Annotated in this window: 12 protein-coding genes; 3 read left to right on the top strand and 9 right to left on the bottom strand. The window is 64.8% G+C overall.

Going from position 1 to position 16,680, the window contains the following annotated elements:
* The first annotated feature begins 42 nt into the window (after positions 1 to 42).
* From CFP68_RS07935 to CFP68_RS07945, 3 genes are all read left to right on the top strand, one after another.
* On the top strand, positions 43 to 1,917 hold the full coding sequence (locus CFP68_RS07935; RefSeq protein ID WP_099826379.1) for an OmpA family protein: 1,875 nt from the start codon (positions 43 to 45) through the stop codon (positions 1,915 to 1,917).
* Positions 1,918 to 2,053: 136 nt separating this feature from the next.
* Positions 2,054 to 3,025, top strand: coding sequence for an XdhC family protein (locus CFP68_RS07940; RefSeq protein ID WP_099826380.1), 972 nt, complete (start codon positions 2,054 to 2,056; stop codon positions 3,023 to 3,025).
* Positions 3,025 to 4,017 carry a molybdopterin-binding protein gene (locus CFP68_RS07945; RefSeq protein ID WP_099826381.1) on the top strand — a complete coding sequence of 331 codons (993 nt, stop codon included), beginning with the start codon at positions 3,025 to 3,027 and terminating at the stop codon, positions 4,015 to 4,017. Before CFP68_RS07940 ends, CFP68_RS07945 begins: the two co-directional genes overlap by 1 nt.
* 64 nt (positions 4,018 to 4,081) lie before the next feature.
* Here the strand turns inward: CFP68_RS07945 and CFP68_RS07950 are convergent, their stop codons facing one another.
* From CFP68_RS07950 to CFP68_RS07990, 9 genes are all read right to left on the bottom strand, one after another.
* Positions 4,082 to 5,548: a mannitol dehydrogenase family protein gene (locus CFP68_RS07950; protein ID WP_099826382.1), complete on the bottom strand. Its 1,467-nt coding sequence runs from the start codon at positions 5,546 to 5,548 to the stop codon at positions 4,082 to 4,084.
* Between the two features lie 52 nt (positions 5,549 to 5,600).
* A complete protein-coding gene (locus CFP68_RS07955) occupies positions 5,601 to 6,374 on the bottom strand; it encodes an L-iditol 2-dehydrogenase (RefSeq protein ID WP_099826383.1) in 774 nt (257 codons plus the stop codon).
* Entirely contained in the window at positions 6,371 to 7,375 is a 1,005-nt protein-coding gene (locus CFP68_RS07960; RefSeq protein ID WP_099826384.1) for an ABC transporter ATP-binding protein, read from the bottom strand. Before CFP68_RS07960 ends, CFP68_RS07955 begins: the two co-directional genes overlap by 4 nt.
* Before the next feature lie 10 nt (positions 7,376 to 7,385).
* Positions 7,386 to 8,216: a carbohydrate ABC transporter permease gene (locus CFP68_RS07965; RefSeq protein ID WP_099826385.1), complete on the bottom strand. Its 831-nt coding sequence runs from the start codon at positions 8,214 to 8,216 to the stop codon at positions 7,386 to 7,388.
* Between the two features lie 12 nt (positions 8,217 to 8,228).
* A complete protein-coding gene (locus tag CFP68_RS07970) occupies positions 8,229 to 9,095 on the bottom strand; it encodes a carbohydrate ABC transporter permease (RefSeq protein ID WP_099826386.1) in 867 nt (288 codons plus the stop codon).
* A 120-nt stretch (positions 9,096 to 9,215) separates the two neighbouring features.
* Positions 9,216 to 10,532, bottom strand: a complete 1,317-nt coding sequence (locus CFP68_RS07975) for an ABC transporter substrate-binding protein (protein ID WP_099826387.1) — start codon at positions 10,530 to 10,532, stop codon at positions 9,216 to 9,218.
* Positions 10,533 to 10,642: 110 nt separating this feature from the next.
* Entirely contained in the window at positions 10,643 to 11,680 is a 1,038-nt protein-coding gene (locus tag CFP68_RS07980; protein ID WP_241523999.1) for a LacI family DNA-binding transcriptional regulator, read from the bottom strand.
* Between the two features lie 196 nt (positions 11,681 to 11,876).
* A complete protein-coding gene (locus tag CFP68_RS07985) occupies positions 11,877 to 15,452 on the bottom strand; it encodes an efflux RND transporter permease subunit (RefSeq protein ID WP_099826389.1) in 3,576 nt (1,191 codons plus the stop codon).
* On the bottom strand, positions 15,449 to 16,666 hold the full coding sequence (locus tag CFP68_RS07990) for an efflux RND transporter periplasmic adaptor subunit (RefSeq protein WP_099826390.1): 1,218 nt from the start codon (positions 16,664 to 16,666) through the stop codon (positions 15,449 to 15,451). The genes CFP68_RS07985 and CFP68_RS07990 overlap by 4 nt, the downstream gene beginning before the upstream one ends.
* Positions 16,667 to 16,680: the final 14 nt, after the last annotated feature.

Genomic DNA, 16,680 nt, shown 5'->3' on the forward strand with positions numbered 1-16,680 from the left:
AAGAGATGTGCATCTCATCCGAATGACCGAAGGACTTTTGCCATGCGAACCTCGCTCAGAACCACGACGGCCCTTTTGGCGGGCCTGTCCCTGGTAACCCCCACGATCCTTCCCGCACAAAACGCGGCGAACAAGGAAGCGATCGAGGCCTGTGCCGCCGACCCCCAGAATTGCGACCCCAAGGCCCTTGCCGAAGGTTTGATGGACGGTCTTGCAGGTCAAGACGCCCAGGCCGAGGCGGCTGAAGACAGCAAGGCCGAGCCGGCCGAAATGGAGGCGGAACAGGAGCCGGCCGAGGCGGAGCAGCAATCGGCAGAAGCGGATGCGGAACAGCAGCCGGCTGAGGCTGAGGCTGCGGCGGAAACAAAAGTCGAGGCCGAGGAAGCGCCGGAGGCGTCTGCAGCAGCAGAATCGGATTTGGCGCCGGCCGAGGTGGAACAGAAGCCGCGCAAGAAGCCCAAGCAGGCCGAATCTGCCGAACAGAAGGCTGACAAGAAGCAGAACGCCAAGGGCGAGAAGCAGGCTGACAAGAAACAGGACGCCAAGGGCGAGATGAAGGCCAACAAGGCCGACGCCGCCGACAAGGCGCAAAATGCCGAAGCCGAAGCTCGCAAAGCTGCCGAAGATGCCAAATCCGACGCGATGGAGGCGGCCCGCAAGGCAACGGAAGGCGCCAAGGAGGCAACCGAGAATGCCGGCACAGCGGCAGATGCCGCAACCGATCCTGCCGGCGATGATAACGCCAAGACCATGAAGGCCCAGAAAAAGGCCGAGCGCGAGGCCCGGAAGGCGGCAAACGCCAAGAAGGAAGCCGATTCCGCGGCCGAGCAGGCGGCGGACGGGTCTGGCGAAAAGAACGATCCGCTTGCCGACCTTGCGGCGACCGCAGCAGCGGCCTTGGGTGCCACCATGGACACCAATGAGGGCGAAGTCGAAGAAGAGACGGTGACCGAGGAAACCGCCCGCTCGTCGGACGAGGACTTCGAAGGCCAGATCAACGCCGAAGCCACCGCCCCGAAAAAGGACAAGGACGGTTTCGCCGGACTTTCCAAGTTCGAAAAGGCGCTTGCCGTCGGTGTCGGCGCGCTGGGCGTCGGCGCGATCATCCGCGGCAACCGCGAAGTCATCTCGACATCGCCCGACCGTGTGGTTGTCTCGTCCTCGGACGGACAATACCAGGTGATCAAGGACGATGACGCCCTTTTGCGCCAGCCCGGCAATCAGGTGCAGACCCGCACGTTCGACGACGGTTCGACCCGTTCGGTCGTGACACGCGAAGACGGCAGCCAGGTGATCACCGTGCGTGACCCCGAACTGCGCGTGGTGCGCCGTGCCTTGGTGCGGACGGATGGCACAGAAGTCATGCTGATCGACGACACGCAGGCGGCCGAACCGGTCGACGTCTCGAAACTTCCCGAACCCGCCAAGACGGTGAGCGCCGGAAACGACGATGCATTGCGTGCGGCGCTGGAGCGTGAAGGCGTATTCGATCGCCGCTTCACGCTGGCGCAGGTGCGCCAGATCAAGCAGGTACGCGATCTGGCCCCCTCGATTGCCGTCGAAAGCATCAGGTTTGAAACCGGATCCGCAGCGATCCGCCCGGAAGAGGCGGAAAAGCTGGCCGATCTGGGTCTTCAAATCCGCGAGGCGATCGAGCGTAACCCGAACGAGATCTTCCTTGTCGAAGGCCACACCGATGCCGTCGGTTCCGCCGCCACCAACCTGATCCTGTCGGACCGCCGCGCCGAGAGCCTGGCCTTGGCGCTGACCGAATATTTCGACGTTCCGCCGGAAAACCTGGTGGTGCAGGGTTATGGTGAAAGCGATCTGAAGGTCGAGACCGACACGGCCGAGGCCGCCAACCGCCGCGCCGAACTCCGCCGCATCACGCCGTTGTTGCAGGTCGCGTCGAGGTAACGCTGGCTGGTGAGATGATCGTGGGCCGCTCCGGAAACGGGGCGGCCCTTTTTCATGCCGCACCGAATGCTGGCGCGGCGGCGCTGCTCTGGACAGGGGCGCCGTGGTGGGAAAGGATGCCCCAAAGGAGCATCCCATGACCCCCGGATTCGACGACATTCCCGAAACCGCCTTGGCATGGCATCGCGCGGGCAAGGGCGCCGTGCTGGCCACCGTGATCGAAACCTGGGGATCGGCGCCACGCCCGGTGGGCAGCCAGTTGGCCATTTCGGGCGCGGGCGAGATTGCCGGCTCGGTCTCGGGGGGCTGTGTCGAAGGCGCGGTCGTGGCCGAGGCATTGGACGCCGTTGAAAAGGGCGGCGCGCGCATCCTGGAATTCGGTGTCAGCGATGACGAGGCATTCGCGGTCGGCCTGGCCTGTGGCGGCCGCATCCGGGTGCTGGTGGAACCCGTCGGAACCGACATCCCCGAGGATCTGCTGGCCGATCTGGTGGCGCGGCGGGCGGTGCGCGAACAGGTGGCCTATGTCGTGAACACGACAGGCTGGACGCGAAAGCTGACCGATGCCGCGGCGTTCGCCGACCGCTTCCGCCAGGATCGGTCCGGCTTCGAGGACGACGGCGAGACCTATGTGTCGATCCACAATCCACCGCTGCGCATGGTCGTCGTCGGTGGCGTGCATATCGCCCAGCCCTTGATGCAACTGGCGCGGCTGACCGGATACGATGCCGTTCTGGTGGACCCGCGCGAGGCGTTCGCGTCGGCCGCGCGCTTCCCCGGCGAGACGCTGATTCACGAGTGGCCGGACGCGGCGCTGACCGAATACGGCCTCGACGCGCGCACGGCGGTCGTCACCCTGACCCACGATCCCAAGCTGGACGATCCGGCGATCGTGACGGCGCTGCGGGCGCCGGTGTTCTATCTGGGCTGCCTCGGCTCGACCCGCACCCATGCCAAACGCGTGGCTCGGCTGGAGGAGCAGGGGTTCGGCGCCGACGACATCGGGCGGATCCACGCGCCGGTCGGCCTGAACATCGGCGCGCGGTCGCCGGCGGAAATCGCCGTGGCGGTGATGGCCGAGATCACCCAACGTTTGCGGCAGAACTGATGGACTTCGGCGAGATCCCCGTTGCGCGCGCCATTGGTGCGATCCTGGCCCATTCCGTGCGCACGCCCGAGGTGCGGCTGCGCAAGGGGCTGACGCTGGGCGAGGACCATATCGCACAGTTGACGGTGGCGGGTGTGGCATCGGTCGTCGTGGCCCGACCCGGCCCCGGCGACGTGCACGAGGATGCGGCCGCAACGCGTCTGGCCGATGCGCTGATCGGGGACGATCCGGCGGCCTCGGGCCTGCGTGCGTCGAAGGCGGCGACGGGGCGGGTGAACCTCTATTCCACCGTGCGCGGCGTCGTGCGGATCGACCGCGCGGCGGTGAACGCGATCAACGGCATGGACCCGTCGATCACCGTGGCCACGGTTCCCGAATGGCACCACACGGCCGAGGGCGGGATGGTCGCGACGATCAAGATCATCCCCTATGCCACGCCGGGCGCGGCCCTGGCGCAGGCCGAGACGGTCGCGCAGGGGGCCATCGCCATGGCGCCGACAGCCCTGTCCACCGTCACGTTGATCCAGACCACGACGTCGGGCGATGACGGGGCAAAGGGCGACCGGGCCGTGGCCGGGCGCATGGCGACGCTCGGATTGACGATGGGCGACAAGGTTCTGGTGGCCCACGACGAAGCCCCCCTGGCCGCGGCGCTGAAGGGGGCCGGCGGCGATCTGCTGCTGATCCTGACCGCCTCGGCCACGTCGGACATTCGCGATGTCGGACCGATGGCGGTGGTGCGCGCGGGGGGGCATGTGCATCGCTATGGGATGCCCGTGGATCCCGGCAACCTGCTGTTCATCGGCGATCTTGGCGGGCGGCCGGTGATCGGGTTGCCCGGCTGTGCCCGCTCGCCGGCGCTGAACGGGGCCGACTGGGTCTTGCAGCGGGTCGTCTGTGGCATCGCCATCACCGACGCCGATATCGCCGCCATGGGGGTCGGTGGCTTGCTGAAAGAGATCCCGACCCGGCCGCGTCCGCGCGAGGGGTGACGCCGTCGCCACGCCCGTCCGTCGCCGGACGCGCCAGCCTGTGGCTTGGTGGCGCCGCGGAGCGTCAGGCCAGGTAGGTCCGCAGGGTGGCTTCCGTTCCGTCGCGCCAGATCATGGTCAGCCAGCGGTCGAAAGCCTCGGCAAACGGTTTCGCCTGCGCCAGGTCGCCGTAAAGGCGGTCTTGCTCAAGCCATGCCATGGGACGTTCCCGCGCCGCCCGCGCGGCCTGTTGCAGATCGTCCCAGATCGGATCGTTCGGCGCAATCGTGCTTCCGTCTTCGCGGGTGCCTTCGCACATGCGGGCCCACAGTGCCTCGACCAGGGCGAGGCCGGTGACCGGCGTGCCCGATTTCAAACCGTCGCGGATCGTCGGCACGATGAAGCCGGTGTGGCGCGACGATCCGTCAAAGGCCACCCGGCGGGTGGTGTCGCGGATCTGCGGGTTGGCAAAGCGGCGGTCGATCAGGTCGACATACGCCAGCGGGGTCATGCCCGGAACGGCGGCGACGTGGGGCACGATCTCGTCCTGTTCGACGCGACGCAGCAGGCCGTGGATCAGGGGATGCGCCATGCAATCGGCAATCGTTTCCACCGACAGGATCTCGCCGGCGTTGGCGATCACCTGGTGGCCGCCGTTCAGCAGCCGGATCTTCATCGTCTCGAAACTGTGGACGTCATCGGTGAAGGTCGCGCCGACCTTGTCCCAATCCGGCCGCCCGGCGCAGAAGCGGTCTTCGATCACCCATTGGCGGAAGTTCTCGTGGGTGACGGGCACGGTGTCGGCGACGCCGAAAGCGCGCGCCAGTTCCAGTTCGGACGGGCCGGTGGCGGGGACGATGCAATCGACCATCGCGTTCGGGAATGTGCAATGCGCGTCGATCCAGTCGGCCAGCGTGGCATCGGACAGGCGGGCAAGGCCGACCACGGTCTGGCGCAGGATGTCGCCGTTGCCTTGCAGGTTGTCGCAGCTTTGGCAGGTGAACGGCCCGGCGTCCGTATCGCGGCGCAGGCGCAGTGCCGCGACCATCGCGCCGAAGGCGCTGCGCGGGGTGTCGGGGTTGGCCGCATCATGCACCATGTCGGCATGGCCGGCGTCAAAGCCGCCCGCGCCGGTCTGGTAATAGCCGCCTTCGGTCACTGTCAGCGAAACGATGCGGATCGAGGGCTGTGCCATGTGCGCGATCAGGGGCGCGTTGCCGTCTTCGACCGGGACAAAGCCGATCATCGATCCCGTCACCTCGGCCGATTTGCCCGAGGGATCGAGTTCGATCAGCGTCGTCAGGCAATCCTGAGCCAGCATCCGCTGGCGCTGGGCCGCATCCGCGGGGCGCACCCCGGCCCCCAGGATTGCCCAGTCGTGGGCCAGACCCGCGTCCATCAGCCGGTGCAGATACCACGCCTGGTGGGCGCGGTGAAAGTTGCCAAGGCCGATATGGACGATACCCGCCGTCAGGTCGTCGCGCGCATAGGATGGCACGCGCACGCTGTCGGGCAGGTCGGGCAGGGTGGCAAGGGACAGGGGCGTGGCCATGGCCGGGGCTTCCTTCAGGGTTGGGTGACGGGACGGTGCGGCGGGCGAAGGCTCAGCTCATCCACTGGCCGCCATCGACGTTGTAGGTTTGCGAGACGATGTAATCGGCCTCGGACGAAGCCAGGAACACCGCCATGCCGGTCAGATCGGCGGGCACCGCGAACCGTCCGGCGGGCACGCCGGCGGCGACTTCGGCCTTTTTCTGGCCGGGCTTCTTGCCTTCCAGCCGCGCGAAGGTCGCATCGACGTGTTCCCAGTGTTCGCCGTCCACCACGCCGGGCGCGATGGCGTTCACGTTGATGCCGTGTTTTATCAGGTTCAGCCCGGCCGATTGCGTCATCGAGATCACGGCGGCCTTGGTCGAGCAATAGACCAGGACCAGGGGTTCGCCGCGCCGTCCCGCCTGCGACGCCATGTTGATGATCTTGCCACCGTGGCCCTGGGCAATCATCTGCCTCGCGGCGGCCTGCATGGTGAACAGGGTGCCCGCGACGTTGACGGCATAGAGACGGTCGAACGAGTCGCGCGTGATGTCGACGGTTTCGGCGGCGTCGAACAGGGCCGCATTGTTGATCAGGATGTCCAGCTTGCCGGTCTGGGCGACGACTCTGGCGATGGCCGCGTCGATGCTGGCCTGATCGGTGACGTCCAACTGCACCGCATAGGCGCCTTCGCCCAGTTCGGCGGCGGTGGCCTTGGCTGCCTCGAGGTTGATGTCGCCGATGGCCACCTGCGCGCCTTCGGCGACGAAACGTTCGGCAAAGCCGCGACCGATGCCGCGGGCAGAGCCGGTGATCAGGGCCGATTTGTTGGTCAGGCGGGTCATGCGATTCTCAGTCCTCTTGCGTCAAAACGGTGAATCTTGTCGGCTTGCGGTTCAAGGTGGATCGTGTCGCCATGGCGCAGGCCGACCTCGCCCCCCGCGCGCACGGTCATCGGTTCGTCCATTTCGGGGATATGGACGTGGAAGAACGTGTCGGACCCCAGATGTTCGGAAACGCCGACCTTGCACGTGAAGGTGCCGCCGGTTTCGACGACATCCAGATGCTCGGGGCGGATGCCGATGGTGGTGGCATCATGCCGCGCCGCCGCGGCGCCGTGCATCAGGTTCATCTTGGGGCTGCCGATGAAGCCGGCCACGAAGGTATTGCGCGGCGCGCGATACAGTTCCAGCGGCGAGCCGACCTGTTCGATGTTGCCCGCACGCAGGACGACGATCTTGTCGGCCATGGTCATCGCTTCGACCTGGTCATGGGTGACATAGATCATCGTGGTCTTCAGCGTGCTGTGCAGTTCGCTGATTTCCATGCGCATGCCGACGCGCAGGGCGGCATCGAGGTTCGACAGCGGTTCGTCGAACAGGAAGGCCGCGGGTTCACGCACGATGGCGCGGCCGATGGCGACGCGCTGACGCTGGCCGCCCGAAAGCTGGCCGGGGCGGCGGTCGAGGTAATCGGTCAGGTTCAGCGCCTCGGCCGCCTTGGCGATGCGGCGGTCCTGTTCGGCCTGATCCATGCCCGCCATCTTCATCGGGAAGGCGATGTTCTTGCGCACCGACATATGCGGATAGAGCGCATAGGATTGGAACACCATCGCGAGGCCCCGCTTGGCGGGGGGCAGGTCGGTGGCGGGCTTGCCGTCGATGCGGATTTCGCCGCCCGACACATCCTCAAGCCCGGCGATCAGGCGCAGCAGGGTGGACTTGCCGCACCCCGAGGGGCCGACGAAGACCACGAACTCCCCGTCTTCCACGGTCAGGTCCAGTGGCGGAATGACTTCGACGTCGCGGAATTTCTTTTGCACCTTGTCGAGTGTAATGCGTCCCATGGTGGTCTCCCTATTTGACCGCGCCGAAGGTCAGGCCCCGGACGAGTTGTTTCTGGCTGAACCAGCCCATGATGAGGATCGGCGCGATGGCCATGATCGAGGCGGCGGAAAGCTTGGCGTAGAACAATCCCTCGGGGGCCGAGAAACTGGCGATGAACTTGGTCAGCGGTGCCGCGTTCACGGTGGTCAGGATGATGGTCCAGAACGCCTCGTTCCAGGCCAGGATGATGTTCAGAAGGATGGTCGAGGCGATGCCCGGAACCGCCATGGGCGTCAGCACATAGATGATCTCGTTCTTCAGGCTGGCACCGTCCATCCGCGCCGCTTCAAGGATCTCGCCCGGAATCTCGCGGAAGTAGGTGTAGAGCATCCAGACGATGATCGGCAGGTTGATCAGCATCAGGATCATCACCAGCAGGATCCGGCTGTCCATGATGCCGAAATACTTGGCGATCAGGACCAGCGGATACAGAACGCCGACCGCAGGCAGCATCTTGGTCGACAGCATCCACAGCAACACGTCCTTGGTGCGCTTGCCGGGAACAAAGGCCATGGCCCAGGCGGCGGGCACCGCGATGATGATGCCCAGGATGGTGGACCCCACGGCGATGACGATCGAGTTCATCAGCGCCAGCGGATAGTTCGAGCGTTCCAGAACCGTGGTATAGTTTTCGGTCGTCCAGTCGAACAAGAACCAGACCGGCGGATCCGAGATCGCTGTCGCTTCGGATTTGAAGCTGGTCAGGAAGGTCCAGAGGATGGGAAAGAAGATCAGAAGCCCGATGCCCCAGGACAGGGCCGTCCACATGATCTTCTTGCGGGGTGTGATTGCGCGTGCCATTTCCGGGCCCCTTCAATTGTCGAGGTTCTTGCCGACGATGCGCATCAGGAAGATGGCAACGATATTGGCAAGGATGACGGCGACGATCCCCCCGGCAGAGCCGAGACCGATGTTCTGGCTTTCCAGTACGCGCTGATAGACCAGGTAGGTCAGCGTGCGGGTGCCGAAGGCGCCGTTGGTGGTGACGAAGATTTCCGCGAAGATCGACAGCAGGAAGATCGTCTGGATCAGGATCACGACGGTGATGGCGCGGCTGAGGTGCGGCAGGATCATGTACCAGAAGCGTGCGATCGGTGGCGCGCCGTCCATTTCCGCCGCTTCCAGCTGTTCGCTGGACAGCGATTGCACCGCCGTCAGCAGGATCAGCGTCGCGAAGGGCAACCACTGCCACGCCACGATGACGACAATCGACAACAGTGGCGATTGCGACAGGAAATCATAGGGCTGTGCGCCGAAGAACTTGAACAGATAGGAAAACAGCCCGTTGTCGACGTTGAAGAACATGTTCTTCCAGACCAGCGCCGACACCGTCGGCATGACGAAGAACGGCGCGATTACAAGGATCCGCACGATCCCCTGGCCGAACATCGGCTGATCCAGCAGCAGGGCCAGACCGATGCCGCCGGTGATCGTGATGATCAGGATGCCGCCGACCATCAACAGGGTCGTGCCCAGCGAGGACAGGAACGATGACGACGTCAGGAACGACACATAGTTGTCGAACCCGATCCAGGCATCGAACGTCGCGCGCATCGGGCGGTAGTCGGCGAATGAAAAGTAAAGCGTCATGCACAGCGGCACCAGCATCCACACCAGTAGCACGAAGACTGCTGGGGCAATCATGATGCGTGCGGATGACCTGGAATGTTCTGTCGCCATGTCTGGCTCCTCCCCACAGAATGACCGGGATCTTTCGGAGATCGCGAAAGCGCGCCGCGAAAAGCCCCGAACGGGCGTTCCGGGGGCGGGCGAAGCCGCCCCCGGACGATGTTCGACGGCTCAGTAGCCGGCGGCTTCCATTTCCTCGACCGTCAGCGCCTGGGCATTTTTCAGCGCTTCTTCGCCGGTCTGGTTGCCGGCGAGGGCGTTCGAGAGTTGCTGGCCGACCTGGTTTGCAATCCCTGCGAATTCCGGGATCGCGACGAACTGGATGCCGGTATAGGGCACGTCCTGAACGGTGGGGTTCTGCGGGTCGGCGGAATTGATCGACTGCAGGGTCATCTCGGCGAACGGCGCCGCATCCAGATACGCCTGGTTCTCATACAGCGACGTGCGGGTGCCCGGGGGCACGTTCGCCCAGCCTTCGTTCTCGGCCACCAGTTCGGTATAGCCTTGGCTGGTTGCCCAGCTGACGAAATCCTTGGCCACGTCGACCTTCTGTGACGAGGCGGGGATCGCCAGCGACCACGCCCACAGCCAGTTGCCACGCTTGCCAAGCCCGTTGTCGGGGGCCAGGGCAAAGCCGACCTTGTCGGCGACGGTGGAATCCTCGGGGTTGGTCACGAAGGATGCGGCCACGGTGGCGTCGATCCACATGCCGCACTTGCCCTGCTGGAACAGCGTCAGGTTTTCGTTGAAGCCGTTGTTGGCGGCACCGGCGGGGCCGGATTCCTTCATCATGCCCAGGTAGAAGTCGATCGTATCGGCCCATTCCTGGCTGTCGAACTGGGGTTTCCAGTCCATGTCGAACCAGCGCGCGCCGAACGAATTGGACATGGCGGTCAGGAACGCCATGTTCTCGCCCCAGCCGGCCTTGCCGCGGGCACAGATACCGTTGATTTCGTTGTCGCGGTCGGTCATCGCGGCGGCGGCTTCACGGATGAAGTCCCAGGTCGGCGCATCGGGCATTTCCATGCCGGCCTTTTCCATCAGGTCGGTGCGATACATCACCATCGAGCTTTCGCCATAGAACGGCGCGGCATACAGGGTGCCGTCCACGGTCAGGCCGCCCCGGATCGCGGGCAGCAGATCATCGGCATTCCAGTCGTCGGCCATGCCCTCGTTCAGCGAAACCAGCCAATCGTTGCGACCCCAGATCGGCGCCTCGTAGGTGCCGATCGTCATGACGTCGTATTGACCGCCGCCGGTGGAAATGTCGGTGGTCACGTTCTGGCGCAGCACGTTTTCTTCCAGCACGACCCAGTTGATCGTGTTGCCGGTGGCTTCTTCCCAGTTCGACGACAGGGCCTGCATGCGCACCATGTCGCCGTTGTTCACCGTTGCGATGGTGATTTCTTCCGCAACCGCAACCGAGGCGAGACCGGCAATCAGTCCCAGTCCGACGGTGGTGCCGCGCAATATCCGCTTCGTGTTCATCCTAGACCTCCCTAAAGTATTTTTACATGCGTTAAACTTAGAGGAGGAGATTGCCTTGCGTCAACTTTTAATTTCAAAAACTGATGTTGTGGCGCAGTAAGCGATGCGCCTCAGGCCGATTCTCGTATTTTAAGTGTGCCATCGATCAGCATAATGACCTGATTCTCGGTCGTGTTTTCCGCGCGCAACTTTTCCAGCAGCCGGTCCACGGCTGCCTGGCCGATCTCGGTCACGTCCTGGGCGATGGTCGTCAAGGCGGGGGTTGTGAAGGGGCACAGGGGATAATCGTCGTGGCCTGCGATTCGCAATCCGCCCCGGCGCCGGGCGCCGGGTTCCAGCCCGTGCTGTGCGGCGGCCCGCAGGGCGCCGATGGCGACACGGTCGTTGGCGCACAGGATCGACGACTCGATCAACTGCCCCTTCGAGAAGTGCTGATCCAGAACGGCCCGGCCATGCGCCTCGAAATGCCAGTCGGGCCGGATTTCTTCGGTTCCGATCACCACCGGCTCAAAGCCCAGTTCCTGCATCTTGGCGATATAGGCATTCTCGCGTTCCCGCGCGTTAAAGTTGACGCGCGGCATGGCAAGAAACACGGGCGGGCCGCCGACACGGCACAGGTATTCGGTGATCATGCCCGTGCTCTGAACGTGGTCCGTTCCGATAAAGTCTACGTCTGTCAATGACTTGGGGCGTGAATCCATCAGCACGAACGGCAGCCGCGCGTTCAGTCGTTCATAGACTCCCAGATCGCTGTGGTTGCCCAACGGCGCGACGATCGCGCCATCGACGCTCATCGACAGAAATGTCTCGGCGGCGCGCATCTCGATCTTGGGGTCGGAATGCGAGCATTGGGTGATGACGGTGTAACCGGCGCTCATCGCCGCCCGCTCGATCGATTCCAGAAGCCGGGTGAAGAACAGGTCGTTGAGGTAGGGGATGATCACGCCGATCATGCCGGTCGTCTTCCGGTTCATGCGGGTCGCGAAAAAGTTCGGCGTGTAATCGACCTTTTCCAGCCCGCGCCTGATCCGCTCGACCGACGACCGGCTGACCTTGGCGGGGTCCTGAAAATAGCGCGACAGGGTTGGGCGCGACACGCCTATGGCCGCGGACAATTCTTCCATCGTGTGAATTTGTGGCTTCGTCATCGGTCACTTCGCTTGCTTGGATGCGGTTTGGCGCGACCGTATGGTAAACTTTCGCAAAAGTCAGAGCGGAAATGTTGACGTGCGGTAAAAACTGCGCGGCATGGGACAGAAGGTGCGCGAAAAATGGCGTGGTTTCGGGGGATTGACGGGCAGGGGGGCGCAGCCGCCCCCGGTTCAAGTCAGCGGTGTGCCGGCTTCACTCGGCCGCGCGCAGGGTCACGGCGGCCGGCGTCGGGGTTTCGACATCCCAAAGGATTTCCGGCGATTGGATCTTGCGCGCGGCACGCAGGTTCGCAAGATCGCGCCGGGCGCTGCGGTTGCCCAGGGATTTCAGCGCCCGCACCGACCGATAGGCGCCCCGTTCGGCCCAGATCCGCGCCGCCAACATCGCCGGCGTAAAGATCAGCGTCAGGACCGTGGCGATGCCAAGGCCGAAAACAACCGCCGTCGCCAGTTGCTTCCACCACAGGGCCGTGGGGCTGTCGATGGTATAGCCGCCGCCGATGAAATCCAGCGACAGGCCGAACATCATCGGCGCGAGGCCCGCCATGGTGGTAATGGTGGTCAGCAGGACCGGGCGGATCCGGTCTTCGGCGGTGCGCACCACGGCTTCGGTACGGGGCATGTAGCGTGCGTAATCCTGATAGGTGTCGATCAGCACGATGTTGTTGTTCACCACGATCCCGGCCAGCGCGACGATCCCGGTGCCGGTCATGATGATCGAGAACGGCTGGTTCATCACCAGCATCCCGATCAGGCAGCCGGCGGTCGACAGAACCACCGCCAGCAGCACCAGGACCGCGTTGTAGAAGCTGTTGAATTGGGCCAGCAGGATGATGAACATCAGGCCCAGCGCCCCGGCGAAGGCCTTCATCAGAAAGGCGCCGGATTCGGCCTGATCCTCCTGATCGCCGGTCCATTCCCAAGTCACGCCATCGGGCAGGGGCGTTTCGCCTTCCAGCCATTCGGTCAGCGTCTCGATACGCTCGTTCGGGTTGACCGGCACGGCCTTGCCGTCGGGGCCCGGTTTGGTCAGGCCCACCGTCACGCCGGCCTTGACGTCGAAGAAACGCTGCTGATCGATGCGGTCGATCTGGCCCAGCTTCGGCACCGGTTCGCGGGTGATGAAGTTGGACAGCGGCACCAGCCCCAGCGACGTGCGCACCTTGAGATTGTCCAGCGTCGACAGCACGCGGTCGCGTTCGGGCAGGCGCACGCGGATCTCGATCTCTTCGTCGGACGATGGCACGCGCATGGTGTCCAGCAGCAGGCCCCGCGTCACCAGTTGCACCATGCCGCCCACGGTCATCACATCGGCGCCGTAACGCCCGGCCTTTTCCACATCGACGTCGATCTGCCAGTCGATGCCGGGCAGGGGGCGGGTGTCTTCGATGCCGATCAGCCCCTCGGTGGCCTCGAACCGGGCGCGAACGATGGCCGCGGCCTCGCGCAGGGCCGCGAAATCGTCGCCCTTCAGGCGCAGGTGCACCGGTTTGGCCGAGGCCGGTCCCATGGCCAGGTTCATCACCTCGGTGCGGATGCCCGGAATGGTCGCCAGCTGATCCTGAAGGTTGGCGATCACGGTGTTGCCGTCCAGATCGTCCAGCGCCACATCGTCGGGATGCGCGCGCGCAAAGGCGGGTCGGTCTTCCCACGGGATCAGTTCGATCTGGACCTGGCCGATGGCGTCCAGCGGTCCGGTGGCGCCGCCGGTGTTGGCATTCAGCCCGCCTTCGCCCGCAAAAGCAAAGGCGCTCTGGATGCCCTTGGTGGTCAGCACGATATCCTCGACCTCGCGCAGCAGGGCATCCTTTTCGGGCAGTGACAGGTTGCCGCGCGCCTGGACATAGACGATCGCTTGTTCCGGTTCGCTTTCCACGAAGAACTCGACCCCGTTGTTGTTGGCACCGAAATAGCCGAACACCGAGATCACGAAGAAGATCACGGCGCCGATGGCGACGACGGGCATGATCGGATTGCCCGCGATCAGTTGCGTGAAATGGCCAAACAGGGTGCGGCGACGGCCCGCGGTCACACGTTTCGGCGCCCGGCGGATGGCGGCGGCGCCCATGGTGATGGTGATCAGCACCCAGCCCAGCAGGAACAGCGCCGCTCCTGGCAGGATCTGCGCCACCGGGGGCAGGGGATTGCCGCCCGGAAACAGGTAGGCGGGGTTCAGAAGTTGCATTGCCGCTACGAACAGCAACGCCGCCGCCGGCAGGACCAGAGCCGCGCGCAGCCACCACGGCAACGACGCGCGCAGGAAATCGGACGCGCCGCCGAACATCCGCGACATACGGCCCGCGACACCGCCCATGACCGGCAGGTACACCAGCGCCACAACCAGCGAGGCGGACAGAACGAAAATCAGGGTGACCGGCAGCATGCCCATGAACTCACCCGGCACGCCGGGCCAGAACAGCATCGGCAGGAATGCGCAGAGCGTCGTGGCGGTGGACGACACGATGGGCCAGAACATGCGCTTCGCCGCCTCGGTGAAGGCGGTCATGGGACCGGTGCCCTCGTCGATGCGTCGATCGGCGTATTCGACCACCACGATGGCGCCGTCCACCAGCATGCCCACCGCCAGGATCAGCCCGAACATCACGATGTTCGAAATGGTGATGCCCATCAGGCCCAGCAGGACGAAACACAGCAGGAAGGACGTGGGGATCGCGAACCCGACCAGCAGGGCCGAACGCAGCCCCAGCGCCGCCAGCACCACGATCATCACCAGCGCGATGGCGGTCAGGACCGACCCTTCCAGCTGTTGCACCATGGAATTGACCTGCCGCGACTGGTCGTTCGAGGTGCCGACGTTGATCGCCTGACGCAGGTCGGCGGGCCAGGCGGCGCGGGCCTTTTCGACTTCGGCGCGCACCAGCGCCGCGGTGTCGATCAGGTTGAACCCCTTGCGCTTGACCACCTGCAACGCAACCGTGGTTTCGCCGTTGAACCGGGCGGTGCCGGTGCGGTCCTCGAAGGTCAGCCGGATGTCCGCCAACTCGCCCAGGGTGACGACGCGGTCACCGTCGGCCTTGATCGGCAGGCTGTAGATGTCGCGCTGGTCGTCGAAGGACGACGGGATCTTCACCGCGAAGGCGCCGGTTTCGGTTTCGACCTTGTCGGCAGCGATCAGCAGGTTGTTGTTCTGCACCACGCCGATCAACTCGTTCGCCGTAACGTTGTAGGCTTCCAGACGCAGCGGATCGATCAGCACTTCCAGCATCTCGTCGCGCTCGCCCGCCAACGCCGCTTCCAGAACGGGATCAAGCGATTCCAGCCGGTCCTGAAGATCCTTGGCAACGCGCAGCAGGGTGCGTTCGGGCAGATCCCCCGTCAGGTTGACGATGATGATCGGAAATTCGGAAAAGTTGATCTCGTTGATCGAGTATTTCTCGGCCCCCGTCGGGAATTTTGCCTCGACCGTGTTCATGCGGGTGCGCACGTCGGCCAGGATCTTGCTCTTGTCCCAGCCGAATTCGAACTCCAGTGCGACACCGGCATAGTTTTCCGATGCGGTGCCGGTAATCTTCTTCAACCCGTCCAGATCGGAAAGCTCGGTCTCCATCGGCTTGACCAACAGCTTCTCGCTGTCCTCGGCGCTGATGCCGGGAAAGGGAACCGAAACGAACAGGGCGGGGATCTCGATATCCGGCTCGCCCTCTTTGGGAAGCGAGACATAGGCGAAGACGCCGGCCAGGATCGACAGCGCGATGAAGGCGATGACCATGCGTGCGCGCGATGCCGCCCAGTCGACGATGCCGGTCATTCGCCGGCTCCGCTGCGATAGGTCGGTTTCACCGCAACGCCGTCGATGACGTATTCCTGGCCGACGACGATCACATCGGCGGTGTCGGGCAGGCCGGTGATCCAGATCCCTTCGGGCGTGTCGCGAACGATGGTGATCGGCAGGAACCGGGCGGTGTTGCCGCCGTCCACCACCCGAACCCCCAGATCGCCGTCATCGTTCAGCGTCATCGCCGATTGCGGCAAAAGATGCGCGCTGGTCCCTTCGGCGGAAATCATGATCTCGACGGTTTGCCCGTCCCGCAGGGTCAGGTCGGGGTTGGGCACGTCGATTTCGGCGCGGAACGTGCGGGTCGCATCGTCCGACACCCGCGACAGGAAGCTGACGCGCCCCTGTATCGCGCGCCCGGTGGCCAGGCGCGCCGCGGCGGGTGCGCCCACCTCGACCCGATCAACCTGCATTTCGGGGACGAACCCGATCAGCTTGATCGGATCCAGCTGGATGATGGTGGCACACAGCGCGCCGGGCTGCATCAGCGTGCCCAGCTCGGCCGTATCGGTTTCCAGCAGGCCGGAAAACGGCGCGAGGATCCGCAGCTTTTCGATTTCGCGCGATGCGGCGGCCACGGCAGCCTCGGCGGCCTGGATTCCCGATTCGACAGCGTTAAGACCGGATTTCGCGGATTCGATGGCGGCGCGGGCCGATTCGACCGCTGCCGCCGTCTGTGCCACCCGGGTCTGGCTGGCGAAGCCGCCTTCGGACAGGCGGGATGCGGCGTTGTCGTTGATTTCCGCCTCGCTCAGCCGGGCTTGGGCCTCGGCGATGCGGGCGGTCGCCTCGGGGCCGCGGGCGCGGGCCTCGACCAGCCGGGCTTCGGCCTCAGCCAGTTGCGCCTTGCGCACGCCGGGGTCCAGTTCGCACAAAAGCTGTCCGGTTTCGACAAAGGCCCCCTTGCGCAGGGGCGGCGAGATGATGCGCCCGCTGGTTTCCGCCGACACCGTGACCTGGCGCGCCGCTTCGGTGCGCCCGCGCAGCAGGACCGCGCTGTCGATGTCGCGTGCCTGCGTGCGAAGCGCCACCACCGACACGGCGTTGTCGGTGTCCGGCGCGTCCTCTGCCGCCGCGCCCGCCAATGTGTCGTTGCCCGCGAACGACAGGACGGCATCCCGTTCGAACACCAGCAGGTAAAGCGTAACGGCAACCACTACGGCAGTCAGGACGGAAAACAGGCGCATGGTATTCCCATTGG

The sequence above is a fragment of the Oceaniglobus indicus genome, from assembly GCF_002751875.1.
GTDB lineage: Bacteria > Pseudomonadota > Alphaproteobacteria > Rhodobacterales > Rhodobacteraceae > Oceaniglobus > Oceaniglobus indicus.